This is a genomic window from Lentzea guizhouensis, assembly GCF_001701025.1.
Lineage (GTDB): Bacteria > Actinomycetota > Actinomycetes > Mycobacteriales > Pseudonocardiaceae > Lentzea > Lentzea guizhouensis.
Map to the genome: position 1 here is coordinate 6,280,801 of NZ_CP016793.1, position 25,938 is coordinate 6,306,738.

The 25,938-nt window shown below is 71.7% G+C and carries 29 protein-coding genes and 2 pseudogenes; 21 read left to right on the top strand and 10 right to left on the bottom strand.

Annotated elements, in window-relative coordinates; all coding sequences use genetic code 11:
- Nucleotides 1-17: 17 nt before the first annotated feature.
- From BBK82_RS30770 to BBK82_RS30785, 4 genes are all read right to left on the bottom strand, one after another.
- Nucleotides 18-938 carry a DUF1702 family protein gene (locus BBK82_RS30770; protein ID WP_065918112.1) on the bottom strand — a complete coding sequence of 307 codons (921 nt, stop codon included), beginning with the start codon at nt 936-938 and terminating at the stop codon, nt 18-20.
- Nucleotides 935-1,144: a hypothetical protein gene (locus BBK82_RS30775; RefSeq protein WP_218920380.1), complete on the bottom strand. Its 210-nt coding sequence runs from the start codon at nt 1,142-1,144 to the stop codon at nt 935-937. Before BBK82_RS30775 ends, BBK82_RS30770 begins: the two co-directional genes overlap by 4 nt.
- Nucleotides 1,141-1,989: a class I SAM-dependent methyltransferase gene (locus BBK82_RS30780; protein WP_065918113.1), complete on the bottom strand. Its 849-nt coding sequence runs from the start codon at nt 1,987-1,989 to the stop codon at nt 1,141-1,143. Before BBK82_RS30780 ends, BBK82_RS30775 begins: the two co-directional genes overlap by 4 nt.
- A gap of 65 nt (nt 1,990-2,054) precedes the next feature.
- A complete protein-coding gene (locus BBK82_RS30785; protein WP_065918114.1) occupies nt 2,055-3,824 on the bottom strand; it encodes a PD40 domain-containing protein in 1,770 nt (589 codons plus the stop codon).
- Nucleotides 3,825-4,013: 189 nt separating this feature from the next.
- On the opposite strand from BBK82_RS30785, the gene BBK82_RS30790 reads away from it, so the two are divergent.
- From BBK82_RS30790 to BBK82_RS56855, 4 genes and pseudogenes are all read left to right on the top strand, one after another.
- A complete protein-coding gene (locus BBK82_RS30790) occupies nt 4,014-4,733 on the top strand; it encodes a nuclear transport factor 2 family protein (RefSeq protein WP_218920381.1) in 720 nt (239 codons plus the stop codon).
- A 35-nt stretch (nt 4,734-4,768) separates the two neighbouring features.
- The gene (locus BBK82_RS30795; RefSeq protein ID WP_065918116.1) at nt 4,769-6,262 is read left to right on the top strand and encodes a phosphatase PAP2 family protein; all 1,494 of its coding nucleotides are present in this window, start codon (nt 4,769-4,771) and stop codon (nt 6,260-6,262) included.
- A gap of 138 nt (nt 6,263-6,400) precedes the next feature.
- Nucleotides 6,401-7,354, top strand: coding sequence for a hypothetical protein (locus BBK82_RS30800; protein WP_083268258.1), 954 nt, complete (start codon nt 6,401-6,403; stop codon nt 7,352-7,354).
- 26 nt (nt 7,355-7,380) lie between these two features.
- Nucleotides 7,381-7,479: pseudogene (locus BBK82_RS56855) on the top strand (beta-ketoacyl synthase N-terminal-like domain-containing protein); the annotation flags it as partial.
- 177 nt (nt 7,480-7,656) lie between these two features.
- Here the strand turns inward: BBK82_RS56855 and BBK82_RS54590 are convergent.
- Nucleotides 7,657-7,932 (bottom strand): hypothetical protein, encoded by a 276-nt coding sequence (locus tag BBK82_RS54590; RefSeq protein WP_065918118.1) that lies wholly within the window; start codon nt 7,930-7,932, stop codon nt 7,657-7,659.
- Here BBK82_RS54590 and BBK82_RS56860 point away from each other — a divergent pair.
- From BBK82_RS56860 to BBK82_RS30840, 7 genes and pseudogenes are all read left to right on the top strand, one after another.
- Nucleotides 7,814-8,437: pseudogene (locus tag BBK82_RS56860) on the top strand (beta-ketoacyl [acyl carrier protein] synthase domain-containing protein); the annotation flags it as partial. The gene BBK82_RS54590 and the pseudogene BBK82_RS56860 overlap by 119 nt on opposite strands.
- A 154-nt stretch (nt 8,438-8,591) precedes the next feature.
- Nucleotides 8,592-9,308 carry a hypothetical protein gene (locus BBK82_RS54600; RefSeq protein ID WP_065918120.1) on the top strand — a complete coding sequence of 239 codons (717 nt, stop codon included), beginning with the start codon at nt 8,592-8,594 and terminating at the stop codon, nt 9,306-9,308.
- Nucleotides 9,247-10,575, top strand: a complete 1,329-nt coding sequence (locus BBK82_RS30820) for a phosphopantetheine-binding protein (protein WP_237048447.1) — start codon at nt 9,247-9,249, stop codon at nt 10,573-10,575. The genes BBK82_RS54600 and BBK82_RS30820 overlap by 62 nt, the downstream gene beginning before the upstream one ends.
- A gap of 164 nt (nt 10,576-10,739) precedes the next feature.
- On the top strand, nt 10,740-12,605 hold the full coding sequence (locus BBK82_RS30825) for a polyketide synthase dehydratase domain-containing protein (RefSeq protein ID WP_065918122.1): 1,866 nt from the start codon (nt 10,740-10,742) through the stop codon (nt 12,603-12,605).
- Nucleotides 12,598-13,014: an acyl-CoA thioesterase gene (locus BBK82_RS30830; protein WP_065918123.1), complete on the top strand. Its 417-nt coding sequence runs from the start codon at nt 12,598-12,600 to the stop codon at nt 13,012-13,014. The genes BBK82_RS30825 and BBK82_RS30830 overlap by 8 nt, the downstream gene beginning before the upstream one ends.
- A gap of 32 nt (nt 13,015-13,046) precedes the next feature.
- Complete coding sequence (locus tag BBK82_RS30835; protein WP_065918124.1) at nt 13,047-13,790, top strand: SRPBCC family protein; 744 nt, start codon at nt 13,047-13,049, stop codon at nt 13,788-13,790.
- A 39-nt stretch (nt 13,791-13,829) separates the two neighbouring features.
- Nucleotides 13,830-14,681 (top strand): SRPBCC family protein, encoded by an 852-nt coding sequence (locus tag BBK82_RS30840; RefSeq protein WP_065918125.1) that lies wholly within the window; start codon nt 13,830-13,832, stop codon nt 14,679-14,681.
- A gap of 3 nt (nt 14,682-14,684) precedes the next feature.
- On the opposite strand, the gene BBK82_RS30845 is transcribed toward BBK82_RS30840, so the two are convergent.
- Nucleotides 14,685-15,191, bottom strand: coding sequence for an SRPBCC family protein (locus BBK82_RS30845; protein ID WP_065918126.1), 507 nt, complete (start codon nt 15,189-15,191; stop codon nt 14,685-14,687).
- A gap of 104 nt (nt 15,192-15,295) precedes the next feature.
- Between BBK82_RS30845 and BBK82_RS30850 the strand changes: the two genes are divergently transcribed.
- The 6 genes from BBK82_RS30850 to BBK82_RS30875 are packed head-to-tail and all read left to right on the top strand — an operon-like array spanning nt 15,296 to nt 18,859.
- Nucleotides 15,296-16,555 (top strand): ABC1 kinase family protein, encoded by a 1,260-nt coding sequence (locus BBK82_RS30850; protein WP_083268261.1) that lies wholly within the window; start codon nt 15,296-15,298, stop codon nt 16,553-16,555.
- Between the two features lie 30 nt (nt 16,556-16,585).
- The gene (locus BBK82_RS30855; protein WP_083268262.1) at nt 16,586-17,503 is read left to right on the top strand and encodes a hypothetical protein; all 918 of its coding nucleotides are present in this window, start codon (nt 16,586-16,588) and stop codon (nt 17,501-17,503) included.
- The gene (locus BBK82_RS30860; protein WP_154697599.1) at nt 17,500-17,739 is read left to right on the top strand and encodes a hypothetical protein; all 240 of its coding nucleotides are present in this window, start codon (nt 17,500-17,502) and stop codon (nt 17,737-17,739) included. The genes BBK82_RS30855 and BBK82_RS30860 overlap by 4 nt, the downstream gene beginning before the upstream one ends.
- Complete coding sequence (locus tag BBK82_RS30865) at nt 17,739-18,014, top strand: nitroreductase family protein (RefSeq protein WP_065918130.1); 276 nt, start codon at nt 17,739-17,741, stop codon at nt 18,012-18,014. The genes BBK82_RS30860 and BBK82_RS30865 overlap by 1 nt, the downstream gene beginning before the upstream one ends.
- Nucleotides 18,002-18,268 carry a nitroreductase family protein gene (locus tag BBK82_RS30870; protein ID WP_065918131.1) on the top strand — a complete coding sequence of 89 codons (267 nt, stop codon included), beginning with the start codon at nt 18,002-18,004 and terminating at the stop codon, nt 18,266-18,268. Before BBK82_RS30865 ends, BBK82_RS30870 begins: the two co-directional genes overlap by 13 nt.
- A 33-nt stretch (nt 18,269-18,301) precedes the next feature.
- Entirely contained in the window at nt 18,302-18,859 is a 558-nt protein-coding gene (locus tag BBK82_RS30875; protein ID WP_065918132.1) for a hypothetical protein, read from the top strand.
- Nucleotides 18,860-18,941: 82 nt separating this feature from the next.
- Here the strand turns inward: BBK82_RS30875 and BBK82_RS30880 are convergent, their stop codons facing one another.
- From BBK82_RS30880 to BBK82_RS30890, 3 genes are all read right to left on the bottom strand, one after another.
- Complete coding sequence (locus BBK82_RS30880) at nt 18,942-19,523, bottom strand: PadR family transcriptional regulator (RefSeq protein WP_065918133.1); 582 nt, start codon at nt 19,521-19,523, stop codon at nt 18,942-18,944.
- Nucleotides 19,524-19,758: 235 nt separating this feature from the next.
- Nucleotides 19,759-20,088 (bottom strand): VOC family protein, encoded by a 330-nt coding sequence (locus BBK82_RS30885; protein WP_237047669.1) that lies wholly within the window; start codon nt 20,086-20,088, stop codon nt 19,759-19,761.
- Between the two features lie 221 nt (nt 20,089-20,309).
- Nucleotides 20,310-20,741 (bottom strand): ester cyclase, encoded by a 432-nt coding sequence (locus BBK82_RS30890; RefSeq protein ID WP_065918134.1) that lies wholly within the window; start codon nt 20,739-20,741, stop codon nt 20,310-20,312.
- A 261-nt stretch (nt 20,742-21,002) separates the two neighbouring features.
- On the opposite strand from BBK82_RS30890, the gene BBK82_RS30895 reads away from it, so the two are divergent.
- The gene (locus tag BBK82_RS30895) at nt 21,003-22,238 is read left to right on the top strand and encodes an FG-GAP repeat domain-containing protein (RefSeq protein WP_065918135.1); all 1,236 of its coding nucleotides are present in this window, start codon (nt 21,003-21,005) and stop codon (nt 22,236-22,238) included.
- Nucleotides 22,239-22,355: 117 nt separating this feature from the next.
- Here BBK82_RS30895 and BBK82_RS30900 read toward each other — a convergent pair whose 3' ends face one another.
- On the bottom strand, nt 22,356-22,745 hold the full coding sequence (locus tag BBK82_RS30900; RefSeq protein ID WP_065918136.1) for a VOC family protein: 390 nt from the start codon (nt 22,743-22,745) through the stop codon (nt 22,356-22,358).
- Nucleotides 22,746-22,877: 132 nt separating this feature from the next.
- Here BBK82_RS30900 and BBK82_RS30905 point away from each other — a divergent pair, with 132 nt between their 5' ends.
- The 3 genes from BBK82_RS30905 to BBK82_RS30915 are packed head-to-tail and all read left to right on the top strand — an operon-like array spanning nt 22,878 to nt 25,898.
- Nucleotides 22,878-24,095 (top strand): cytochrome P450, encoded by a 1,218-nt coding sequence (locus tag BBK82_RS30905; protein ID WP_065918137.1) that lies wholly within the window; start codon nt 22,878-22,880, stop codon nt 24,093-24,095.
- Nucleotides 24,092-24,703: a hypothetical protein gene (locus BBK82_RS30910; protein ID WP_065918138.1), complete on the top strand. Its 612-nt coding sequence runs from the start codon at nt 24,092-24,094 to the stop codon at nt 24,701-24,703. The genes BBK82_RS30905 and BBK82_RS30910 overlap by 4 nt, the downstream gene beginning before the upstream one ends.
- A gap of 1 nt (nt 24,704) precedes the next feature.
- Nucleotides 24,705-25,898, top strand: a complete 1,194-nt coding sequence (locus tag BBK82_RS30915) for an ABC1 kinase family protein (protein WP_065918139.1) — start codon at nt 24,705-24,707, stop codon at nt 25,896-25,898.
- Nucleotides 25,899-25,938 lie beyond the last annotated feature (40 nt).

The following is a 25,938-nucleotide window of genomic DNA, read 5'->3' on the forward strand; positions in this document are numbered from 1 at the left end:
GAAGTGTGTGACGTGGGTCAGACGTGCCGGGCCGCGCGGTCGCGGATGAGGTGCTGCCATTGGCGGTACGCGGCGATGTCGAGGTCACCGGCGGACACCTCGTGCGCCGCCACGACCGTCCACTCGACGGCCTCGGTCACCGAGACCCCGGCCAGCTCGCGCACGCCGGTCGCGGTGTGGGCGGGAACGTGGCCGGCCCGCCGCGCACCGCCGCGAAGGCCGCTCCCTGGCGAGGCCACCGGTTCGGCCGGTGAGCGAGGCAGGTCGTCGAGCGCCTCGTCGGCGCCGCCCGCGTAGCAGACGGCGAGCCCGACGCCCGACCAGAGCTCGGCGTGCGCCTGCGGCGGGAACTCGGCGATCCGCCGCCGGATCGCGGCGGGGTCGGCGCACTCCATGAACCACATGGCCCGGCCGACGCCCTGGTGCAGCACGGTGTGCGCGGGCTCGGCCGACCACGCGGCACGGGTGAACCGGGCGTTCCACCGCTTCCCGCGCAGGAACGCCCGGGAGAACCCGGCGCCGTCGAGGGTGAGCCAGCGCAGCAACGGGTCGAGCCGCGCCTTCCGCAGCACCAGCGACGGACGCGCGACCAGCCCCACCCAGCCCGCGCCGACGTGCATCAGGTGCGGGTAGCGGTCACCGGCGAGCGCGAACATGGCGTCCAGCAACGGGCTGCCGCGACCAGGCCGCAGCAGGTCGTGCGCGGCCGCGGCGAACGCGGCACCCTCGTACGCGAAGCCCAGGTCGTCGAGCGGGCAGCCGTCGAGCCGGTTCGCCAGCTCCTCGATCCCGTTGCGCCGCAGGGTGTTGTAGCCGAGCAGGAACGCCGCCGCGCGCCGCTCCAGCAACGCCCGCGCCACGGGGTTGGAGGTGCGGAAACCGCGGTTGCCGAAGTCGACCAGGCCGGTCGGCAGCGGAGGCAGGATCCGGGTGCTCACGGCTTCTCCTTCCGTCTCTCCCTCAACGTGGACAACGGCGTGACCAGCTGGCGGGCCCACAGCCCGAGTGCGGCGGCGAGCAGACCGACCAGGGCGCCGGTCTGCTCGGCGGTGAGCTCGACCAGCCCGAACGCGACCAGCAGGTTGACCAGCGCCAGGAACGCGGCCTGCAGCAGCACGGGTTCGCGGCGCAGGAACTCGATCACGAGTCGTCCTGGGCCGGGCGGCGCGCCGTGAACCGGCCGTACGACAGCTCCCGGCGCACGAAGCTGTCGAGGTAGAACTCGGTCGACTCGCACCAGTGCGCGTACTCCTCGGGTGTGCAGACGTCCTGGATCGCGCGCTGCCGCACGGTCAGCGCCCCGGAGATGATCCGGAAGCAGTCGACGGCCGCCGTCGAGATGTCGGTGTGCACGATGTCGACGAAACCCAGGTGGCTCAACAGCTCCGCGGTGTCAGCCGGCTGCGGCAACGGGCGGATGCCGTCGTACTCCCACGCCGTGCCGCGCACCCGGTCGCTCAGCTCGCGGCCGGTGAGGATGTCGGCGAACACCAGGTGCCCGCCGGGCCGCAACGCCGCGTGCGCGACCGCGAGCGCGTCACCGGGATCGTTCATCAACGCCAGCGAGTCGACCGCGACGACGAGGTCGTAGGACCTGTCCGGCATCCACGTGTTGACGTCGCCGCGCAGGTAGCGGACCCGTTTCTGCACGCTCGCCGGCAACTGCCGGTGCTTGGTCCTGGCGTGCTCGAGCTGGGACGCGTTGAGCTCGATCCCGGTGATCTGGCAGTCGAACCGGCCCGCCAGGTACCGGCAGACCTCACCGGTGCCGGAGCACAGCTCGAGCACGCGGTGCCCGGCGCCGAGCCTGAACTCGGTGCCGATGCTGTCGAGCAGCGCGGCACCCGCCATGTTGGTGAACTCCCGGCCCTCGTGCACCGGTCCGTACACCGCGAGGTGCCACAGCGCGCCCGCGGCGGTGTCGTAGATCTTGTTCTGGGCCGGCAGCGCCTCGGACAGCCGGCCGGGGTCGGTGGAGTTGCTGGGCATGCGGGTTCTCCTCGTGCGTCAGGGGGAAGGGGGCGGGCCACCCGACCGGGTGGGCTTCACATGCGTCATCTGCGCCGGGTGTCGACCGGGCTGCGCACCGGTCCCATGCTCCACGGCGGCTGCGGTGAATCCGTCCTGTCCGGACGGTCACCGGCCAGGTCGGCGATCGGCGAGTCGGGGGCCCACACGTTCTCCGCGAGCCAGTACTCGACCGTGCGGAACGTCCGGGTGAACACGACCAACGAACCGTCGCGCGACGGCACCGGGTAGCGGACCGACGGCCCGGCTCCGGACAGCACGCGGGCCAGGCCGTCGGGCCGCTGCTCGTGCAGCTCCTCCGCGCCGGAGGCCACGAGCGAGCACAGCAGCGTGCCGTCGGGCAGCAGTCGGGGGTTGTTGCGCTCCACGTAGTCCGGTCCCGCGAGCGTGGTGATCTCGCCGGTGCCGATGTCCAGGCGGTAGAAGCCCCACGTCCAGTCACCACCCCTGGTCGACATGAACACGACGCCGCTGCCGTCCGGCGTCCACGACGGTGCCTCGTCCCACCACGGGTCCTCGGTGAGCTTGAGCACCTCGCCCGTGCGGACGTCCAGCGCGCACAGGTCGGCCTCGAACGGCTCGGTGTCGGACTTGAAGACGATCCGCGTGCCGTCGGGCGAGAAGTCGAGCGGGCCGTGCATGCCCTTGAGCCAGGCGATCCCGCGGGTCCACACGCGACTTTCGCCGCCCGCCAGGTCGTAGGTGGCGATCTCCCAGCGGGGCCGGGCCGGATGCCGGGCCAGGTAAGCGATCGAGCGGCCGTCCGGGGACCACGTGGGGAACGCCGCCTCGCCGAGCGGGAGCAGCCGGGGCGGTCCTCCGGAGAGGTCGCGGACCTTCACGACCGACCGGCCGGAGTCCTCCGCCGCGTACACCAGCTTCGTCCCGTCAGGACTCAGCGAGCCGTACCGGGGCTGCTCTTCGGCGCCGACGACATGGCGCACCGCGCCGGTGCGGCGGTCGAGCACCCAGACACCGACACCGCGGTCGACCAGCCGGTGGAAGAACAGGTTCTGGCCGTCCGCCGTCCAGTTCGGCCACCGGTCGTCGGCGGCCTCCGTGACGAGCGCCCGGCCCGTGCCGGTGCCGTCGAGCCGCTGCACCCAGATCACCGAGCGGCCCTCGAAGCTGCGGGAGAACGCGACGACCGGGTGCGCCCTCGACACCGCCGGCTTGTAGTCCCACGCGCCGTCGGTGATCTGCGTCGGCGCGGAACCGTTGAGCGGCAACACGGAGATGGCCCCGGCGCCGGTGTCGTAGGAGTGGCAGACGAGCGCACGCCCGTCGGGCAGGTAGGAGCAGGCACCCGCACGGCCGGGCGTCGCGGTCACCGGCCGGGGCCTGCCTCCCTTGGCGGGCACGACGTAGAAGTGGCGCTGTCCCCACGGCCCGCCGGCGAACGCGATCTGCGTGCCGTCGGGAGACCACTGCGGGTACTCCTCCTCGTGGTCGGCGTGGGTGAGCTGGCTGATCCGGCCGTCGCGCGAGCGGTAGAGCCAGACCGCCTTGTGACCGCCGCGCGACGACGTGAAGGCGAGGCAGCTGGAGTCCGGCGACCACTGCGCCTCGATGTCGTCGCCCGCCCCGCGGGTGCCCTGGTGCCACTGGTCGGTCGCGATCTCGTAGAACCACAGGTTCAGCGACCCGGCACGCCGCGACGAGGCCACGAACCGGGCGCCGTCGGGGGAGATCGCCCCGTCCCCGGCGCCGGCGGGGTCGTGGGTCAGGCGCCGCAACCGGAACTCGGGTCCACGAGAACGCATGGGTGGCAGGTATCCGCTCACGTGTTCTTCCATCGACTTCTCTCTCCCCGATTGCCGAATGCGCCGACCGACTACAGGGACAGTAATTTTGATCAGCTCCGACTCCTTCTCATCCCTTGCGGGGAAGTCGGGTGAAATCGAGCAAGGGAGAAGACGGCAGTGGCCCGCACGGCTGCTGGAATGGGTTCACAGCAACAGAGGAGAAGTCGCCACCCTCTGTCGATGACTAAAACAGACACCGAGGAAGAGCAGTCCGTCGCTACGGTCGGTCGGCTGGCGACACTATTGATCGGAGAGTTGATTGTGACTGAGATCCAGGATTTCGGCAGGCAGCTGAGCGAATTCGCGCGCGGCCTCCTCGGTAGTTCCGGTGGTTCCGGCGAAGGCGAGGTCTTCGAGTCCGACGCCGCCGCCGAGCTTGAGATTCGCGGATTCCTGGCCGACCTGCAGGTGGCCTATTCGCGAGGCGACGTCGACTACATTCTCAACACCATCGCCGACGACTTCACCACCTACGAGCTGGTCGCGGTGAACGGCCGCCCGCTGAAGATCACGGGCCGGGAGAACATGCGGGAGTACCTGACCACGCTGTTCCCCACGAGCACCGACAGCCAGGTCAAGACGATCTTCGCCACGCAGGCGATCGCGACCAAGACGCTCGGCCTCGTCAACGAGGAGGGCGACGTCATCATCACGCGCGCGGACCACAAGGAGCACCAGCCGCTGTACTCCAGCGCGCTCGCCGTGAAGGCGGCCGACGGCTGGAAGTGGCGCCACTGGCACATGTCGGAGGCCGGTCCGCGCTTCCGCGTGAACCTGGGCGGCCAGCCGATCGACGACAACGGCCGGGTCATCCCGGGCGCCCGCGTCGTGGTCGAGAACGGCCTCGGCCGCGTCGTCGTCGACGGCCAGCAGGGTGGTGGCGGCGCTCCGCGCGACTAGGACCGTTCGCGCGAACGGCCAGATAGGACGAGAACATGACCCCACCTGCGGATCGGACGACCAGATCCGACGCGGACGCCCTGCCGGTGATGCACATCAGCAACGGCGAGGAGAACCTCTACCCGAACTACCTCGGCAGCTACAGCAAGGGGTTGTCGCACAACGAGTTCGGCGAGGTCGACCCCGCGTACCGCGCCTACCTGAGGGCGCTCCTCAGCGAGGACCCCGACCAGATCGACCGCATCGTCCTCGCCGAGGGGCGTCCGCTGACGAACCCGCAGGCGGGGCTCGCGGTCGACGCGGTCGGGCCGCCGAGCAACAGCATGACGATCCCGCCCGCACCGCGGATGGACTCGCCGGAGCTGTCCGCCGAGGCGACCGAGCTGTACTGGATGGCGCTGTGCAGGGACGTGCCCTTCACCAGGTTCGCGGACGACCACCTGGTCGGTGCCGCCGCGGACGACCTGAGCCGGCTGTCGGACTACCGGGCGGCCAAGCGGGACGGCAGGATCGAGCCGGACTTCGTGTTCCGCGGCGACACGCCGGGCGACCACGTGGGTCCGTTCATCTCCCAGTTCTTCTACCAGCCCGTCCAGTTCGGCACCTACCGGTTCGAGCAGCGCCAGGACACGGTGCAGCCCAACCGGGACTACGCCACGACGTTCGAGACGTACGTGCGGTTGCAGAACGGCTGGAACAGGTCGCTGGCGGCCACCGAGCGCGACCAGGTGAACCGCCGGTACATCGCCACGCCCAGGGACCTCACGCACTGGGTGCACTACGACGCGGGTCCCACGCCGGCGCAGGCGTTCATCAACGCCGCACTGATCATGCACTACCAGAACGTGCCGACGGACGCGGGAAACCCGTACGTGGACTCGAAGACACAGCTCGGGTTCAGCACGTTCGGCATCCCGCACCTGCTCTCGCTCGTGACCGAGGTCGCGAACAGGGCACTGCGGGCGGCGTGGTTCCAGAAGTGGTACGTGCACCGGCGCCTGCGCCCGGAGGCGTTCTGCGCCAGGGTGCACAACCGGATCACGGGCAGGCGGGAGTACGAGTTCCTCGACCGCGAGGTGCTGGAGTCGGACGCCGTGGACCGGGTGTTCGCCAAGTTCGGTTCCTACCTGCTGCCCCAGGCGTTCCCCGAGGGATCGCCCACGCACCCGTCCTACGCGGCCGGGCACGCCACGGCGGCGGGCGCCTGCGCGACCATCCTCAAGGCGTGGCACGAGGAGACGGCCCCGGTGCCGGACCCCGTGCAGGCCGACGAGACCGGCGCGGAGCTGGTCCCGTACACCGGCGCGGACGCGGACCGGCTGACCGTCGGTGGTGAGCTGAACAAGCTGGCCGCCAACATCGGCATCGGCCGCAACATGGCGGGGGTGCACTGGCGGTCGGACTTCGTCCAGTCGGCGAAACTGGGCGAGGGTCTGGCGATCGAGCTGCTCCGCGAGCAGAAGTCGTGGTTCAACGAGAGGCACCGCTTCTCGGTCACCCGTTTCGACGGCACCACGGTGACCATCTGATCTCGCGGCATCCCCACCCGGCGGCAGGCACGGCGCGGCTCATCCCGCGCGGTGCCTGCCGCCGCCGTCGCCGTCCGGCGACGCGCGGCACCCGCCGCCTCTCCTCACACCCAAACCCCTGCAGGACGGTGACTCGCGATGACAACGACGCCAGCCGACACGACCCGACCGTCGCCCAGCCATCGGCTCGCGGCCCGGCCACCGGACAAGCGGCTCATGGCGTTGCGGCGCTTCGCCATGTCGATCACCGCGTTCAACGTCATCGGTCACCTGGTCCTCGGGTTCGAGCAGTCGCCGATCACGCCGATCGCGACGGTGCTCGTGGCGTACGCGGTCGACCTGCTGCTCGAAACGCTCGACGCGCGCGCTCACGGCCGCACGCCCGGCTACGTGGGCGGCTGGGTGAAGCTGGTGAACTTCCTGCTGCCGAGCCACATCGGCGGCCTCGCGGTCGCGATGCTGCTGTACGGCAACACCTCCCTGTGGCCCTACATCTTCGCGGTGACCGCCGGCGTCAGCACCAAGTACGTGCTGCGGATGCGCGTCAGGGGGAAGAGGCGGCACTTCCTCAACCCCTCCAACGCGGGCATCGCGCTCACGCTCGTGCTGTTCCCGTGGGTCGGCATCGCGCCGCCCTACCACTTCACCAACGAACCGACCGGCGCCATCGACTGGATCCTGCCGCTCGCGATCCTCGGCGCGGGCACGATGATCAACGCCAAGCTGACCGGCAAGCTGCCGCTGATCATGGGCTGGGTCGGCGGGTTCGCGCTGCAGGCGGTGCTGCGCTGGGCGATCTTCGACCACGCCCTGCTGGCGGCCCTGCTGCCGATGACGGGGCTGGCGTTCGTCATCTTCACCAACTACATGATCACCGACCCCGGCAGCACGCCGGTCAGCAAGCGCAACCAGGCGTTGTTCGGCCTGGCGACCGCGTTCACCTACGGCATCCTCGTGCTCAACGGCGTGGTGTTCGGTTTCTTCTTCGCGTTGGTGATCGTCTGCATCCTGCGCGGTGGTGTGCTCGTCGCGGCGGAACTGCGCGACCGGGCCAACGAGAGGGTCTCGCTCGCGGGCGTTGATGGGCGGTGAGGACCCCCAGGATCGCCGTCGTCGGCATGGCATGCCGGTACCCGGACGCCTCGACGCCCGAGGAGCTGTGGCAGACGGTCCTCGGCCGGCGGCGCGCCTTTCGCGCCATCCCACCGGAACGGCTCGACCTCGCCGACTACGGCGGTGAGCCGTCCGATGTGGACAAGACGGTCGTGCGCAGGCGCACTGGCTCGCGCTCGACACCGCGGAGGCCGCCCTCGCCGACGCCGGTGTTCCCGGCGGCGAGGGAGTCGACCGGGACCGCACCGGCGTGTTCATCGGCAACTCGCTCGCGGGCGAGTTCAGCCGCGCGGCGCTGCTGCGCTGCGCTGGCCGTCGCTGCGGCACGCCGTCGGCGCGGCGCTGGAGGAGTCCGGGGTCGCCGGGGACACCGCGGCCAAGGTCCTCGCCACCGCCGAACGCGTGCTGAAGGAACCTTTCCCCACGCCCGACGACGAGATGCTCGCGGGCGGGCTCAGCAACACCATCGCGGGCCGGGTGTGCAACCACTTCGACTTCCACGGCGCCGGGTACACGGTGGACGGCGCGTGCTCGTCGAGCCTGCTCGCGGTGATCACGGCGTGCGAGGCGCTGGCGCGCGGTGAGCTGAACTTCGCGCTCGCCGGCGGGGTGGACCTGTCGCTGGACCCGTTCGAGCTGATCGGGTTCGCCAGGGTCGGCGCGCTCGCGGGTGGTGAGATGCGGGTCTACGACGCGGACCCGACCGGGTTCCTGCCCGGTGAGGGCTGCGGGATGGTGGCGCTGATGCGCGCCGAGGAGGCCGAGGCGCGGGGACTGCGGATCTACGCGCACCTCGTCGGCTGGGGGATGTCCTCGGACGGCGCCGGTGGCGTCACGCGGCCGGCGGTCGGGGGCCAGACGAGGGCACTGCGCCGGGCCTACGCCCGCGCGGGTCTGCTCCCGGCCGCCGCCGGCCTGATCGAGGGCCACGGCACCGGGACCGCGGTGGGGGACCAGGTCGAGCTGGAGGCGTTGCTGGCGGTGCGCGGGTTCAGCGCGCCGGTCGCCGCCCTCGGCAGCATCAAGGCCAACATCGGGCACACCAAGGCCGCGGCCGGGGTCGCGGGGCTGATCAAGGCCGCGCTGGCCGTGTCGCACCGGGTGCTCCCGCCGATGACGGGCGTGCGCGAGCTCCACCCGTTGCTCGCCGCCGCGGGCGCGGGACTGCGGCTGCCGGAGGAACCGGAGCCGTGGACGCACCGCAACCCGTCGCGGGGTGTCGTCGGCGGGGTTCGGCGGCATCAACACGCACGTCGTGCTCGACGCGGGCGTGCGGACCGCGATGACGAGGAGGGTGCCGCGCCGGCTCGTGCCCGTCGCCCCCGAACCCGTCGTCACGCTGCCGGACGCGGCCCGCCGCTGGTCGGCGCCGCTGCCGGAGTGGGAACCGTTCCTGATCTCCGCGGACGACCTCGCCGCGCTCGACGAACGGCTCGGCGACCTGAGCGAGCGGTGCCCCGCGATGAGCGAGGCCGAACTGCACGACCTCGCCGCCACGCTGACCGCGCACGACCGCGCACGCGGTGCGCTGCGTGCTCGTCGCGGACCCCCGGGCTCGCGCCGCCGCCACCGCGCGCAAGAGGTTGCCGGCTGGGACACGACCCTGCTGGTGGACGAACCGGCGGAGTCGTGCTCGGCCGCGACCGGCGTCCGTCGGTCTGCTGCCGGACAGCCCCGTGCGCGCGCTCGGCCTGCCGGGACGCTGCTGCCGGTGCCGCGCGCGCCGGACGCCGTGCGGCTGGTCGACGGGTCGGCGGACACCGCGATCGCCCAGCCCGCGTGGTGTGGCAGTCCTCGCCGGACTGGCCTGGCTGCGCACCTCGGCTGCACCCGTCGCCGCGGTCGGGCACAGCCTCGGCGAGCTCACCGCGCTGGCCTGGGCCGGGCGCTCCCGAGAGCAGGTCCTCGGCCTGGCCGCGCGCGCGCCGGTTGATGGCGGACTCGGCGCCCGCGGCACCGGGATGCTCTCGGTCGCCGCACCGGCCGGGGTGGCGACCGAGCTCGCGGAGGGCACGCAAGCCGTGCTGGCCGCGGAGAACGGGCCGGAGTCGGCCGTGCTCGCGGGACCGCGCGCGGCACTCGACGTCGTGGCCTCGCGTGCCGGAGCGGTCGGTGTGCGCGTCGCGGAACTGCCGGTGTCGCACGGGTTCCACAGCGCGGCGATGGCCGCCGTGGCGGGGCCTTGGCGGGAGTTCCTGCGGGAGGTGGAGATCACGGCACCGGAGAAGCCGGTCTTCTCCACGGTGACGGGTGCGCGCCTCGGCCCGTTCGACGACATCCGCGCGTTGCTGGTCGAGCAGCTGACCGAACCGGTGCGGTTCCTCGACGCCGTCCGCGACCTGGCCGCTCGGTGCGACCTGCTGCTCGAGGCCGGGCCGGGCACGATGCTCGCCACGCTGGCGGCACCGGCCGGGGTGCCCGCCGTGAGCCTCGACTGCGGTGGGTCCGCACGGCGGACCGCGTTCGCCTCGGCCGCCCTCTTCGCGTCCGCGACCGCCAAGCCGCAGGCGTGGTTCGGCGACCGCGCTCACCGGGAGGTCGACCTCGACACCCCGCTCGAGTTCCTGGCGAACCCGTGCGAGTCGTTGCCCAAGAACGGGGTGCGGCCGTCGACGAGCCGGCCGGTCGAGGCGGCGGAGACGGTGGTGGCACCGGCCGCCGAGGGCACCGACCTGCTGACCGCCGTGCGCGAGCACCTGGCCGCCGAGCTCGAACTGCCGGTCTCCGCGATCACCGGCGACACCGTGCTGCTCGCCGACCTGCACGTGAACTCGTTGCAGGTCGTGCGGCTGGTCACGGAGATCGCGGCGCGGCACGGCAGGCAGCTCGTGCTGGACGAGTCCCTCGACGGCGTCACGGTGGGCGGGCTCGCGCGGCGGCTCGCGGAGCTGCCCGACGACGGCACCGACGAGCCGTCCCGGATCAGCGGCGTGCGGCCGTGGGTCGGGCTGTTCGCCCACCACTGGCAGCCGGTCGGGCCCGCGCGGGAACGCCCGGCCGCGCACGACCCGTCCGAGATGGTGGTGGAGCTGCCGGACGGCGCCGGAACGCGGGAGATCGCCGAGCTGTTGCGCGCGATCGCCGGGGCGCGACGGCTGGTCCTCGCGCACACCGGACATCCGGCTGCCGCGGCGGTGGCCGGGCGTCTCGGCCGAGCTGCCCGCGTGCGCCGTGACCGTGGTGTGCGGACCGTCGGGTGAGAGCCCTTCGGCCGTGGCCGCGGCGATGTCGTTCACGCCGCCCTCCGGCTATGCGGAGCTCCGTGTCCGCGAGGGCGTGGTCGAACGGCAGGTGACGCGGCCGCACCTCGGAGCGCCGGCGTCGGCCGCGTTGCCTGCAGCCGGAGACGTGTGCCTGGTGAGCGGTGGCGCCACCGGGATCACCGCGCGCTGCGCCGCGCTCGCGGGAGTCGGCGCAGCTCGTCGTGCTGGGCAGGCGCCCGGCCGAGGACCCGGACGTGGCCGCGGAGTGCCGCTCGGCGCCGACTACCTCCGCTGCGACCTCACCGGCCCGGTGCGCCGCGGTGCGGGAGGCCGCGCGGACCGTGCGCGGGCTGCTGCACGGTGCCGGGATCAACCACCCGCGCCGGCTCGCCGAGGTCACCGAGGAGGGCCTCGCCGCGACCGTCGCGCCGAAGGTGGACGGGCTGCGCGAGCTGCTCGCGGCCGCCGGGGCCGAGCTGCGGCTCGTGGTCGGCTTCGGGTCGATCATCGGCAGGCAGGGCCTCGCCGGGCAGTCCGAGTACTGCGTCGCCAACGACTGGATGCGCGTCGAGCTGGAGCGCTGGGCGCGGCGCAATCGCCGGTGCCGCACGCACCTGCTGGAGTGGTCGGCGTGGTCGGGCGTCGGCATGGCAGACCGGATGAAGGTGACCACGCAGCTCAGCAGGCTGGGGCTCGCCCTGGTCGAACCGGAGCAGGGCGTCACGGCGATGCTCGACGCGCTCACCGACCCGACGGCGCCGGTCACCCTGCTCGTCGCGGGCCGCTTCCCGGCCACCGCGACGCTGCGGGTCGACCCCGAGCACCACCCGTCGCCCGCGGGCCTGCGGTTCGCCGAACGGCTGCCGAGCTGGGTCCCCGGCGTGGAGACGATCGCGGAGGCGACGCTCAACACCGGTACGGATCCCTACCTGAGCGAGCACCGGGTGTCCGGCGTGCTGGTGCTGCCCGCGGTGCTCGGCGCCGAGGCGATGGCCCAGACCGCCGCGCTCACCACCGGACCGCGCGGCTCGTGGACGTTCCGCGGGCTGGAGCTGCACCGCCCGGTGACCGTCGGTGAACGCTCCGACCGGGTCATCCGGGTGGCGGCGCTCGCCCGGCGCGACCGGCGGGTGGAGCTGACCGTGCGCCAGGACGGCGACCGCTTCGGCAGCGACCACATGAGCGCGACCCTCGTGCCGTCCTCACCGCCTCCTGCCCGGCGGGCCGCGGCCACCGCCCCGGCCACCGGGCCGGTCCACCACGCGTACGGGTCCGTGCTCTTCCACAGTGGACGGTTCCAGCGGGTCGTGCGTTACGACAGGCTGTCGGCGTTCACCGTCACGGCCTGGGTGCACGCGAGAGAGGACATGTGGTTCGCTTCGTACCACGGTTCCCGGCTGCTGCTCGGCGATCCGGCCGCACACGACGCGACGATCCACGCGCTGCTGCCGTGCGTACCGCACAAGCGTGCGCTGCCGGTAGGGGTGGAGGAGCTGAACGTGTGGCGCAAGCCTGTGGGAATGCTCCAGGTGCACGCCGTCGAACGGTGGCACTCGGCATCGGAGTTCGTGTTCGACGTCGACCTGGTGCAGCCGGACGGCCTGCCGGTCGCGCGGTGGACAGGGCTGCGGCTGAAGGCGGTGGGGGACAACGACCTCGCCGGCCCGATGCCCTTCGACCACTTCGGGCCGTGGCTGAGCCGGCGGCTGGTCGAGCAGGGCTGGGCGGACCGGGTGGAACTGTGGGACGACCTGCGGGTCGCCGCGGACCATCCGGTAGGTCTGCACTGGACGGTGGAGGACGTCGAACCCGGCGCCGCCGCGGTGAAGGCTCTCGCGGTTCTCGGTGAATCCGGTGTGGTGGCAGGGCGGCCCCTCGCGGAGGAGGACGCCGTTCGGTTCGACGAGGTGACGGGCGACGGGCTGATGGCCGCGACCGCGCGCGGGGCCCGCGTGGTCGTGGCCCAGCGGGAGACCGACCGGGGCCGGGTGACCGCGGCGCTGGCGATGGGGGAGCGGGATGCCTGAGCACTACGTCCACCGGCACGTGGTGACGCTGGACGAGACGAACCTCGTGGGCAACGTCTACTTCGCGCACTACCTGCGGTGGCAGGGCCATTGCCGCGAGCACTTCCTGGCCGACCACGCACCGGGCGTGCTGCGCCGGCTCACCGCGGGCGAGCTCGTGATGGTCACCGTGTCCTGCCGGATGGACTACTTCGCGGAGTGCTTCGCGCTGGAGGAGATCGACGTGCTGATGTCGCTCTCCGACACGGGCGGCAACCGGGTCGTCATGGACTTCGAGTTCCGGCGCGGTGCCGTGGTCGTCGCGCGGGGAGCGCAGACGGTCGCGTGCATGCGGCGCACCGGCGACGGGGTGACGCCGGTGGAGGTGCCCGCCGAGCTGGCCGTCGCCCTGGCCGCGTACACGCGTTAGTCTGACTATTAGTCACACTGACGGGAGGCTGCATGGCTCGGCGGATCGTCAAGGAGATCGAGGTCGAGGCACCGCTGGAACAGGTGTGGCAGTCGATCTCGAGCGGTTCGGGCTTCGCGACCTGGTACGTGCCGCATGCGATCGAACCCGAGCCGGGCGGCATGGTGCGCACCGACTTCGGGCCCGGTGGCGTGCGCGAGGGCGTCGTGCTGGCCGCCGACCCGCCCCGGCGGCTGGTGTACGGCGGTTTCGGCGCGCCCGGTGAGCCGGTGTACTGCTACGAGTTCGCGCTCGCGGCGGCCGGTGGTGGGCAGACCGCGTTCCGGTTGGTGCAGAACGGTTTTCCCGACAGCGAGAGGTGGGACCAGGAGTACGACGCGCTGGACGCGTGCTGGGACCTGTTCCTGCACAACCTGCGTGCCTACCAGCGGCACTTCGCCGGCTTGCCCGCGACCCTCGCGATGGCCACGACCCGGCCGGCGGGCGGTGACGGGTGGGGCAGGCTGATCGCGGCACTGGGCGTCTCCGCGCGCTGTTCGGTGGGAGACCGGGTGGTGGTCGACGTGCCGGGGGTCGACCTGGTGGAGGGCGTGGTCGACTTCCTGCACCCCGGAAGGCACCTGGGCGTGCGGACGGCGTGCGGGTTGCGGCGGTTCAGCGCCGAGGGGGCCCAGCTGTGCGGCGTCCGCGTCCACCAGTACCGGTACGGGACTCCGCCGCTGCGGCCGGACGCCGCCGCGTGCTGGCAGCGCTGGCTGGACGACAGGTTCGCCTGACTCCGCGGTCCGCGGAACTGACGACGGGAGGTGCCTGCGATGGCAGACAGGGTGTCCGTGAAGGCGGTGGTGTTCGCCCCCACCGCAGCGGTGTACCGGGCGATGACGACCGAGTCGTCCTTGAGCACGTGGTTCGCCGAGCACGTGGACGTCCGGCTGGAGGACGGCAGGTTCGAGTTCTGGGGAAGGCACACCCCGTTCGGAGACGTGCCGCGGCAGACGTCCGCGGCGGCGGATCCGGGCGGGGGACTGCGGTTCGACTGGGAGATCGAGGGCATGCACACCGTGGTCGAGATGTCGGTGCGGCGGACGGCGACGGGTGACACGACGGTGTCCGTCCTGCACGAACCGGTGCCGTTCTGGGGATTCGACCGGGCGAGCATGAACGACTTCTGGGGAGTCGCGGTCGGCAACCTCGCCAACTTCGCCGAGGGGCGCACCCTGGCGCCTCGCCCCGACTACACGGCTGGGCAGCAGGACACGGCGACCGCGTCGATCGTGATCGACGCGGATGCCGCCGAGGTGTTCTCCGTGCTGGTCGACCCCGCCCAGATCGACAGGTGGCTGCCGGCGGAGTCGGTGGTGGAGCCGTGGGAGGGCGGCCGCTACGACTTCGGCTGGGACCACGGACCGATGACGGTCGTCGACATCGAGGCCCCGCACCGGCTCGCCTACACCTGGCACAACGACGGCTGGCCGGACACCCTGGTGAGCTGGGAACTGACCGAGGAGGAGGGTGCGGGAACGCGGGTCAGCCTGCGGCACAGCGGTTTCGTCGACGGCCGCCCGTCCGACGGCTACCAGCTCGGCTGGCAGGGACTGCTGATCAACCTGCAGCGCATGCTGGAGATCGGTGAACGGTGGCAGCAGCCGCGCTGGCACCACGACTGACCGTCACTCCCGCAACCAGCCGAGCTCGGTCGCCGTGGCCCGCATGGTCGTGGTGATGTTGTGCAGCAACACTCCGCGCCGGAACTCGTAGAGCGCGTCCGCGTGCTCCGGTTCGGTCCGCATCGCGGTGACGAGGTGGCTGCCACCGGCTCCGTGGCGGAACGTCTGCGTGATCAGCGTTCCGCCACCGGGGCGATCCGTGAGCTCGTACCGCCAGGTGGACGAGGGCAGCGACGGGTCGTGCAGGCCGAGGACGACCCACGAGAACGTGCGGGGCTTGCGGACCTCGACCACCTCGCACATCACCTCCCACTCCCACTCGCCTGCCCTGTTGCGGGCGGAGAACCGCGCACCCGGCACGGCCGCGGCGGCGCCGTCGGTCCACTCGACGTGCACGCATTCAGGACTCCAGGCTGGAACCCGGGTCGGATCGCTCACCGCGTCGAACACCTCGTCCGCGGGAGCGGCGACTTCCAGTTCGACGGTCAGGGCGAGAGTGGTCACGTCCACGGCGCGTACCTCCGGTCGAGGGATCACCTTGCAGGTTAACGCAATCGCGATCCGCGCAACCTGGAACAAGTGTTGTCCTGTCGTGGGGTCCTATAACCATAACCATGTTCCGAAGCGTTCAGGTGGTCCTGCGTGCGATCGCCGTGTTGTCGATTTGCCTGTGGCACACGGTTCTCGCGCTGCCGTCGATCGTGCGAGGCGATGTCACCGGTCGCGCTCGCCGGCTGGTGGTCGCGCTGGGGCCCGCGTTCGTGAAGGGTGCGCAGTTGCTGAGCACCCGCCGGGACGTGCTGCCCGCCGGGTGGTGCGAGGCGTTGGCGGAACTGCACGACCGGGTGCCACCCATGCCAGTCCGCGTGGCCAGGAAAGTCCTGCGATCGGCGTACGGAGGTGAACCACCGTTCACCGTCGACTGGGACTCGGTGCGCAGCGGCAGCATCGCCTGCGTGTACCGGGCTGAGCACGACGGCGGCGCGGTGGCGCTCAAGGTGCGCAGACCTCGGGTGCGCGAGCGGATCGAGCAGGACTTCGCGGTGATGCGCGCCGGTGCGGCGGTGATGCAGCGGTTGCCGCGGCTGCGCGGCCTGCCCGCTGTCGCGGTGCTGCGCCAGATCGGCGACGCCGTGGCGGCCCAGGCTGATTTCGGCGCGGAGGCCGGCGCGCTCGCCGAACTGCGCGAGTCGCTCGCCGACGTCGGCTACCTCCACATCCCGCGGCCACTGCCCGGCCTGTGCGCGGAAGGCGTGCTGGTGATGGAGTTCGTCGACGGGCTCACCCCGCTCGACGCCGGGGACGTCCCGGCCGCGCGGCGGTCCGAGCTCGCCCGCCGCGTGCTGCACTGCGCGTACCGCATGCTCTTCCTCGACGGGCTCGTGCACTGCGACATGCACCCCGGCAACCTCTACCTCGGCCGCGACGGCCGGATCGTCCTGCTGGACGCCGGGTTCGTGGTCCGGCTCGAGCCTCGCGTGCGCCGGCTCTTCGCGGAGTTCTTCATGCACATGGCGCGCGGCGACGGCCCGCACTGCGCGGAGATCCTGCGGGAGAGCGCGGAGGGCGTCGCCGACTGGGCCGACGTGGCCGCGTTCCGGCGGGGCACGATCGCGTTGATCGAACAGTCGAGCGGCCGCAACGCCCGCGACTTCAGCCTGGTCCGGTTCGCCACGCGGCTGTTCGACCTGCAGCGCGTCAACGGGTTGTTCGCCGCGCCCGAGTTCATCTTCCCGTTGCTGGCCCTGCTCGTGCTGGAGGGCCGGATCAACGCCCTCGACGAGGAGCTCGACTTCCAGGCCGAGTCGATCCCCGTGCTCACCAAGGCCGTCATGTCCGGCCTGCTCAAGATCGGTCCGCGGGAGCAGGCCTGACGGCCTTCCCCCTCCTCGACAGGAGAGAGCATGCAACCGACCTTCCTCCCCGATCCCGTTGTGCGGCACAGAGGCCGGCTGGTCGCCTGGAGCGCGCTCGCCGGGTTCCTGCTCACGGTGATCTGGTCGGCGCCGTTCGTCGACCGCGTCATCGGCGACAACGTGGCGAACGCGATGCTCGGCCACGACGCGAAGGCGACGCCGTTGGACGGTGTGCTGGCGGGCATCGCCTTCGCGTTCGTCACCGGGCTGGCCGGCTCCTTCACCGCCTGCAACATCGCGGTGTTCGGGGTCGTGACGCCACTGGTCGACCAAGGCAGGGCGAAACCGCGCTGGCGGGACTCGATGCGCGCCCTGGGGTGGATCTGCGCCGGCGCGGTGGGCGTCTCGGCGTTGTACGGCGCGGTGGTCGCGATCGTGGGCACGTCGATGCCGCAGTTCGCGACGACGGCGAGCGTCGCCGGGGTGCTGAGCCCGCGCCAGGTCCAGTCGATGGTCGTGTTCGGACTGATCGGCGTCGCGTTCACCTACCTCGGCCTGGCGGCGGTGCGGCTCGTGCCGGACCCGTTCGCGCGGATCCGGCGGCGGCATCCCGCGGTGCCGCTGGTCGTGATGGGCGTGCTGATCGGCGCGTTGCTGATCGGGCGGCCGTTCCCGCTGTTCCGGATGATGTTCCGGCACGCTGCGGAGAGCGGGAACGTGCTCTACGGGATGTCGGCGTTCGTGTTGCAGTCGCTGGGAAACCTGGTGATCGCGGGAGTCGTGTTCCTGGTGCTGGCGCACGGCACGGGCGGCCGCGTGCAGCGCTGGCTCGCCGCGAAACCCGGCCGCACCGAACGGATCACGGCCTCCGCGTTCCTGGTCTTCGGCGTGTTCACGTTGCTGTACTGGGTCTTGCGGTCCCTCGGCAGGGCCGGGCTCATCTGGTACCCGGCCATCGGCTGGTGAGGGCGGCGATGAACACCCGCCGGGTGATCCAGGCCTGCACGGCGGTCGTCTTGGTCCCCCTGGCCGAACAGGTGCTGCGGGCCGGGCAGGTCCACCTCGTCCGCATCCCCGAGGAGCACGCGAACGGACTGCTCGCGATCGCGTTCCCCCAGCTGCTGGAGGTGGACTGGACGCACCACTGCCTCGCGCTCGTCGTGCTGGCCGGCCTGCTCGTGACGCACGGGCCGGCACGCTGATGGCCGGGCCGGGGATCCCGCCGGAGGCGTGCACGCGCCTGTTCGAGGCGGCACGCTCGGCGGAGTCGGCGTGGAACCGGCAGCCGTGGCGCTTCGTCCTCGGCAGGCAGGCGGATCCGACCTACGAGACCCTGCTCGGCGCCCTGGCCGACGACAACCGCGTCAAGGCGGCGACGGCCGTGGCGCTGGTGCTCGCGACCGTGCGCACCACCGACGAGGCCGGCGAGCGGATGCGGGGCACCGAGTACGAGCTGGGCCTGGCGTGGGCGGCCTGACCGCCAGGGCCCGCGTGGAGGGCCTGCACGTGCGCCAGTACGGCGGCTTCGACCGCGCGGCCGTCCGCACGGCGCTGGCCGTACCGGACACGCACACGCTCGTCACGGTGGTCGGACTCCGGTGGGCGCGCCCCGGCCGCGCTCACCCGCCCGCGCGGATGTCGTTGTCCGACATCGTGTTCTCAGGCCGCTGGGGCATCCCAGCCGATCTCGCAACCGGGAAGAGACGCCTCTCCGCGGAATCACGATACTGAAAACAGGATCTTGTTTCCGGAGAATGGCGTGCGATGGACTTTCTGCAACTGGGCGGTCCCGTGGCGGCGGTGATCACCGCATTGTTGAGCTTTCTGGCGGCGCGGCGGATGATCAGGCACGAAAGGGTCAAGGAAGAGGAACGCCACGCCGAACAACAACGCGCGGAGGAACAGGTCCGGCAACGCGCGGCCGACAACCTGGTCGACCAGGCCAGGGCGGCGGTCGCGGCGGAACGCGACCAGTTGCTGGGCCGCTGGCAGCAGACCCTGGACGAGGCGAACGAGGAGAGGCGCCGGCTGGTCGAGGACCACCGGATGGAGATCGAGCGGGTGCGCCAGCAGGCGCGGTGGGAGGTGGACCGGGTGCGGCGGGAGTCGGCGATGATCGTGTCGCAGCTGCGGGCCCAGTTCGCGGAACGGATGGAGGAGCCTCGGCGGATCGACCAGGGACGCGGGCAGGAGTCGCGCCGGATCGACCAGGGACACGACCAGGGACACGACCAGGAACCGCGCCGGATCGACCAGGGACGCGGGCAGGAACCGCGCCGGACCGGTCCCAGGAGCGGGTGGGGGACCGGTGGGGAGGACTAGGAGCGGCGTGGAGCGCGGGCTGCGGACACCTTCCGCACTCGTCGGCCGCACCGCCAAGGCCGCCAATACGGTCGCGGGCCCGTCAGTCCGCCTCCTCCTCGCGGTCCATCCGGTCCAGGTCGGCCAGCACCGCGTCGATCGCCGTGATCTCCGCCGCGAAGTACGCCGAGCCCCACGTGGCCACCAGCGCCGGGTACGGCAGGCGCTGGTCCAGCTCGGTCCGCAGCTCGGTGAGCCCGGTGGTCTGCTCGACGGCCCAGTCGCGGTACTCGGTGAGCACCTCGCGCAGCCGGGCGTGGTCGGTCTGGTGGCCGAAGAACAGCCGCAGCGCCACCGAGTGCTTGAGCAGCGGCGGTCCGACGGGGGCGTGGTCGAGCCACTCGCGGAAGACCTTCAGGCCCGCCTCGGTGATGCGGTACAGACGCTTGTCCGGGCGGCTCTTCTGCTCCTCGACCTGCACCTCGACCAGGTCGTGCTGCAGCAGTCTGCGCAGCTCCAGGTAGATCTGGCTCTGCGCGGGGCTCCAGTAGAAGTAGCGCATGTTCATGGCCCACTTGCGGAGGTCGTAGCCGGTGAGCTCCTGGCCGAACGACAGCAGGCCCAGCACCGCGTAGGCCGTGGCGGGCAGCGCCGGGTCCTGGCTGGGCACTTCTTCCTGCGCCACGGTGTTTCTCCTGCGTCCTGACGTGCGGTGAACGACTTCCGGACAGTCTGCCATCCCGCCCTGTGTCCTAAGCGGACGGCGGTGCGGCCGGCTGTGGCAGAGCGGGAGGCGGACGGGACGAACCAGACGCTTCGGTCGCGCCGGTGCCCGTCCGGCACCGCGTACCGGCGGCCGCGGTCACGTCGGCGACGGTCCACAACGGATCGTCATCGGGAAGGCCGGTGGCGGTGTGCGATCACGTGGCGGCGTTCGGCCGGGACGGCTCCCAGAGCTCGAACCAGTTGCCCTCCGGGTCGCACGCCCAGGCGAACCGCCCGTAGTCGTACTCCTCGACCTCGTCGCGGACGGGAGCCCCGCCGGAGCGCAGCCGCGCCAGCACGGCGTCGAGGTCGCCGACCCGGAAGTTGATCATCACCTGCTGGGCGGGGTTGTGGAAGTACTCGGTGTCGGACGGGAAGGGTCCCCACACGGTCGGCCCGGCCTGCTGGTCCCACATCCGGGTCTCCTCGCCGGTGTCCTCGCCGTCGCCGGGGCTGAGCGGGATGCCGAGGTTGTCCCGGTACACCGGGCCTGCGCGCGCGGGTCCTTGGCGCGGAAGAAGACACCGCCGATGCCCTGGACGAGGTCCATGTCGTCTCCAGAGGGTCGTGACCGTCATGACCGAACAGCGCGATGATATGACAAATAGTCATTACCTGTCGGGTGATGTTCGGGCAGAGGTGACCCCGGTGGCACGAGCGGACGCGATCCGCGCGCACGGGCCTGTCCCGTGCGCGCGGTACGGCTTCAGAACTTCAGGCCGAGCTGGGTCGCGACGGTCAGGAAGTCGTAGTACAGCGTGCCCTTGGCGATCTTCCCGTCCTGGAACTCGTAGAGCTCGCAGCTCAGGCCGCGGATCCGGTTGCCCGTCGGCGGGTGCTCGCCGCCGCCGGGCAGCGGGAACGGCGCGGTGTGCGTGCCCTCGTTGACCACCTCGGCGACGGCGAAGTCGCCCTTGACCACGAGCGACTGGATCGTCGTCCGCGCGTCGGGCAACGGGGCCCGGTTCGCCGCCTGCCGCTGCTTCCAGCCGGCGCGGCCGCGCACGACCTCGCCGGACGGCACGTCGAGGCCCTCGTAGTCCTCGGTGAGCAGCTCGCTCGCCGCGTCGAGGTCGTTCTCGTTGAACTTGTCGTACAGCGCGCGCAGTGTCTCTTCGTTGCGGAGTTCGTTCGTCACGCCGGTTTCTCCGTCCCGGCCCGCGAGCAGGCCGTGCGTAAAATCGCCGAGCTTTCGTCCGAATGATTCGATGTCGCTCATCTCTCCCCGTTTCCAGGCAGGCTCACGACCCGTTCTACGGCGCACCGCGGGCGGTTTCTTCTCACAGTGTGCTGAATGTGCGGAGCAGTTCTCCGGAGTTATCGCAAGCCAGGAAAAGCCTGGTCCGCGACGCGCCGACAACACTGGGCCTCGCAGCTGATCGAGTGCGAGGAGAAGCACATGGGCGCCGGAACGCGCGTTTCCCGAAAAGTGGCGGTATCTCTGGTGGCGGTGGTGCTGGTCGCTGGCTGCACCACGAGGTCCGAGCAACCGAACTCCCCGCCGGGCGCCTCCTCGGAGACCCGGCCGACCGCGACCGCCCCGGTCGCGACCGTCCCGTCCGCGGGCACCCCGGCTCCCGTGCCGCCGCCCGCCACGCAGGCGTCGTTCGCGGCGGTCGCGACGTTCAAGGCAGGTGACGCGTCGGCGGACATCCTCGCCGCGGACCTCAACGGTGACGGCGCCCTGGACCTGGCGACGCCCAACTACAACTCCAACGACGTCGCGGTGATGCTGGCCGACGGCGGCGGCGGGTACCAGGCACCGGTGATCCTCACCGCGGGGCGCACGCCCAACGGTCTCGCCGCCGGTGACTTCAACTCCGACGGGCACCAGGACCTGGTGGCCGCGAACCTCGGTTCCGACGACGTGTCGCTGTTGCTGGGCGATGGCACCGGGAAGTTCGGCGCGCCCACGGCCTTCCCGGCCGGCGATGGACCCGCCCGCGCCGTGGCGAGGGACCTCAACGGCGACGGCTTCCTCGACGTGGTCACGCCGAACCTCAACGGCGACGACGTGACGGTGCTGCTCGGCGACGGCAAGGGCGGGTTCGCCGCACCGGGTCACCACCCGGCGGGCGACGGTGCGCTGCGGCTGTCCGTTGTGGACCTCGACGGGGACCGCAAGCTCGACCTCGCGGTGTCCAACTACAACTCGGGCGACATCACCGTGCTCAAGGGCGACGGCGGCGGCAGGTTCGGGCCTCCGACGGCCTACCCGGCGGGTGACACCTCGGCCGGCGCCGCGATCGCCGACTTCAACGACGACGGCTTCGCCGACATCGTGAGCGCCCTGTACGAGGTGGACCAGATCGCCGTGCTGTTCGGTGACGGCAAGGGCGGCTTCGGCGGACCTGTCGTGCTCGGCTCCGGCGAGCACCCCTCCGACACCGGTGTCGGCGACTTCAACGGCGACGGGTTCGCCGACATCGTGGCGCCGAACTTCGACTCCGACGACGTGAGCCTGCTGCACGGCGACGGCAAGGGCGGCTTCTCCGCCCCGGTGAGCGTCAAGGTCGGCAGCGGTGCGCCCGCGATCGTGGTCACCGACTTCAACGGTGACGGCAAGGCCGACTTCGCGACGGCGGACTCGCTCGCGGACACGGTCTCGGTGCTCCTCAACACCACCGGCGGCTGACGCCGGCCAGGGCCCTCACGTCCCCCTCAGGGCCCTGGCCCGGCCGCGACCGCCGCGCCAGAGGGGATTCCCGGCCGAGGTGTCGTCACCCCCGGCCGGGAATCCTCGTTCGTCCGGTCACGACGACCAGAGGCCGACGTGGTTGCCGTCCGGGTCGCGGATGATCGCGCACAATCCGTGGCCGCCGCCGATGTCCATGAGCGGGCGGTGCACCGCCGCTCCCGCGGAGAGGGCCAGCTCGACCGTCCGCGGGATGTCGTCCACCTGCAGGTACAGCACGCTCGACGCGCGGCCGGCAGGCTCGTCCGGCGTGGCCGTGCGGGCGAGGCCGCCGCCCGCGCCCTCGCCGTTCGCCAGCGTGATCACGAGGTAGCCGTCGAGGCTCTCGTCGGCGTCGCCGAGCGGGTCGAACGTCCACCCGAACACGGTGCCGTAGAACTCCGCCGCCTTGGTCACGTCGCGGACGTGGATCTCGAACCACGCCAGCGCGCCGCGGTGAGGGGACATCGGGAACTCCGTTCAAGATCGCTACTTCCGGAGGACTGACATCGGAAGACAGCTAGATGGAAGAACGCCTTCGCGTTGACTCAGTATATGAAAAATAAGTAACCTTGGGTCCTCCGGACAGAGGAGTTCGCGATGACCCAGCTCGCCGGACAACCGCTTCCGCTCGCGTGCTTCGACCCCTCGGCCCCCGAGGTCCAGCGCGATCCGTACCCGCACTACGACCGGCTCCTGCGCGAGGACCCGGTGCACCGCGGCGTGAACGGCATCTGGTTCGTCTCGCGCTACGACGACGTGCGCACGGTCCTGGGCGAGGACCGCCTGGTGCGGCAGGGGATCCGCGACTTCTGGTCGCAGCTCGTCGGGCCCGGCCCGCTCAGCGGAATCCTCAGCAGAACGGTGCTGTTCCAGGACGAACCCGACCACACCCGGCTGCGGACGCTGATCATGCCCGCCTTCGCACCTCGCGCCCTGCGCGCGCTGGAGGCCGAGATCGACCGGCTCGTCGCCGAGCTGGTCGGCCAGGACGCGGGCGAGCTCGACGTGATCAACGACGTGGCGTACCCGTTGGCACTGGGCGTGATCTCCACCGTGCTCGGCCTGCCCGCGCACGACCGGGACCGCCTGCGCGCGTGGTCGTTGCGCATCGGCCCCACCCTCGACCTCGCGGCCGGCCCCGCGGAGATCGCCGACGGCCAGGCGGCGATGGCCGAGCTGACCGGCTACCTCACGGACCTGGTCGACACCCGCCCGGCATCGGGAGATCTGCTCGGAATCCTGTGCGCGGACGGGGACACCAGCCGCGAGGAGATCATCGCGATGGTGGTCACGCTGATCTTCGCGGGCCACGAGACCGTCACCAACCAGATCGGTAACGGCGTGCTGGCGCTCGCCGCCCACCCCGAACAGCTCGAGCTCCTGCGCTCGCGTCCCGGCCTCGTGCCCGGCGCAGTGGAGGAGATCCTCCGCTACGACTCGTCCGTGCAGTCCAACAGCAGGCAGCTCGCGGACGACCTGGAGCTCGGCGGGAAGACGTTGCGGCGCGGCGAGCTCGTGGTCGCGCTGATGGGCGCGGCCAACCGGGACCCCGCCCGCTACGCCGAACCCGGCCGGTTCGACGTCACCAGGACCGGCGTGCACCCGCTGTCGTTCGGCAGCGGCATGCGGCACTGCGTGGGCGCCGTCCTCGCCCGGCTCGAACTCGTCGCGGCGTTCCGCGCACTCGTACGGCTGCCCGGCTGGCGCCTGCCGACGGATCCCGACGCACTGCAGTACCAGCGCAGCACGATGTTCCGCGGCGTGCTGTCGCTCCCCCTCGCCCACGAGGCGCAGACCCCGAGGAGAACGCCATGACCACGACCACGTCACCGGACCGCTCCGACCCGTTCGTCGTGCCGAACAGCCAGCACCACGTGGGGCTCAGCATCCGCGGCCAGCTGACCGTGCTCTTCTCCGACGGCGAGACGCTCGACTGCGCCGACGTCAAGGGCCTGAGCGCGGTGCGCAGCTCGCAGGAGGTCACCACCCTGCCCGACGGGCGGCCGCGCATCGCCGTGACCCGCCTGATGACCCACTTCCACTCCAACGAGACGGGTCTGCTGATCCAGCAGAACCCCGCGCGCCCCAACCTCGGGATCCTCACCGGCCTGCGGGCGGGGGGCGTGGAGGCGCTGCTGCCCGCGGACGTCGTCTTCGAGCAGTACCTCGTCATCAGCCTGCGCGGGTCGCTGTACCTCAACCTCGACCCGCTCGTCATGGAGGCCAAGGGGATCACGACGTTCCCGCCGGTCGGCACCACGTTCCTGTCCCGCACGCCGACCACGTTCTACGACGTCGCCGAGCTGGACGGCGGCCTCTACGCGACCTCGGCCGGAAGCGCGAAGCCCCGGCTCGCACTGGCGTCGACGAGCGTGTGCGGCAGCCACGTCACACACGAGATCGACCTGTCCTCCGACGACTGACATGCGCGCGGCGGTCGCCCTGCGGGCCTGCGAGGTCCTGGCGGTGGTCACGGCGACGGGCGTGCGCGCGGTGTTCTCGCGCCGGCGCACGGACCTGCTGGCGGACGCGGTCGTGCGGCTCGGCCCGGCATTCCTGAAGGTGGCGCAGCTGCTGTCCACGAGGGTGGACGTGGTGCCACCGAAGGTGTGCCGGGCACTGTCGCACGTGTACGACGATCTTCCGGTCGTCCCCGTGGACCAGGCGTGGCGGCGGTTTCCGGCACGGCTGCGGGACGACCTCGTGGCGCTGACGCCCACCGCCGCCGGCAGCATCGCGTGCGTCTACCGCGGTGAGCTGCGCGACGGCGGACTCGTCGCGATCAAGGTGCGCCGGCCGGGCGTCGGCCGGATCGTCTCCCGCGACCTCGAGCTGCTGCGCGGCCTCGCCCGGCTCGCCGAGTCGTGGCGCCTGCTGGGCGGCATGCCCGTGGCCGACGTCGCCGGCGAGATCGCCGGGGCGGTCCGCCAGCAGCTCGACTTCGAGGCGGAAGCGGTCGCGTTGCGGGACCTGGGCGCGAACCTCGCCGCCGTTGCCGGAGTGCGGGTGCCCGAGGTGCGCGGCGAGTACTGCGGGCCCGGTGTGCTGGTCATGGAGCACGTACCGGACCTGCGCGCCGGAACCGTTGCCGCGCAGGCGAAGCGAGAAGCGACGCTCACCGCGTTGCGCGCCGTCTACCAGATGATCTTCCTGGACGGGCTGGTCCACTGCGACCTGCATCCCGGCAACCTCTACCCGATGCCGGACGGGTCCGCGGTGATCGTCGACGCGGGCTTCTGCCGCCGGATGAGCGACGGCGGCCGGCGTGCGTTCGTGGAGTTCTTCTACCGGATGACCCGGGGCGACGGTGCCGCGTGCGCCGACGTCGTGCTCGCGACGGCCACCGCCACCGCCCGCTCGGACCGCGCGGGGTTCCGCGCCGCGATGATCGAGCTGGTGGAGTCCGCGACGCGCGACTCCGTCGCCGACTTCGACCTGGTGCCGTTCACCGTCCGGCTCTTCGCGGTGCAGCGCGAGCACGGGCTCGCGGCCGACCCGGCGTTCGTGTTCCCGATCCTCGCGCTCGTCGTCCTGGAGGGCACGTTGCGGGAGGTGTGCGCGGACGTGGACTTCCAGGCCGAGGCGCTGCCGTTCGTGTTGCGCGGCATGATGACCTGAACGGGCGGGCGGCGGAGGATGCTCCGCCGCCCGCCCGGGT